Below are 578 nucleotides of genomic sequence, written 5' to 3' on the forward strand. Positions count from 1 at the left end.
TGACTGTGAGTTTCGAAGCAAAGCCTTGTGTTTTGTGAGACCTCACGTTGATGGGTAGGCACCTGCTCCCAATGCCTTTCGGTGGAGACCTTGTTTCATACAAAAACGCCCGGGCAAGGCGACAGCCAATGCCGAAGAAACTAATTTAATACCTAGCGCAGGCACTGCCTGCTCGCCTTGCCTCTCCCGTATCTCGGGACCCTAAATTCCTCCACTGCATGGAAGGCCATGCGGTGCCATTGGTGTTTGTATGGCGGGTTGCTGAGACTTGGGTTGGATTAGTACAAAAATGGATGCTCCACCTTCATGTGAATTTAAAGTGTCCCCGCGAGAATTGGTGGGTAACTTTTCGGAGAATAAGAATGGGTGTTGAGCACGAAAAATGGGCGACTGATGTTTTGAAACACATTGGTGTTAACCCGGAAATCCCAGCTCAGGTAATTGATGAAGAGCCGGATGGGATTGGTGATCAACCAGACGGTGTCAGTGCTGGATGTATTTTCCCCATTTGTGCTGCTTGAAAATTACCCACTTTCGCAGCTTTGACTTTTGATTGAAGGGGCATGCCCCTTCAATCA

At 48.8% G+C, this 578-nt stretch carries 1 protein-coding gene; it reads left to right on the plus strand.

The window, feature by feature from the left end; genetic code table 11:
• The first annotated feature begins 362 nt into the window (after positions 1 to 362).
• Complete coding sequence (locus PPL9_RS32450) at positions 363 to 521, plus strand: hypothetical protein (RefSeq protein WP_161831351.1); 159 nt, start codon at positions 363 to 365, stop codon at positions 519 to 521.
• Positions 522 to 578 lie beyond the last annotated feature (57 nt).

The organism is Pseudovibrio sp. POLY-S9 (genome assembly GCF_001431305.1).
GTDB lineage: Bacteria > Pseudomonadota > Alphaproteobacteria > Rhizobiales > Stappiaceae > Pseudovibrio.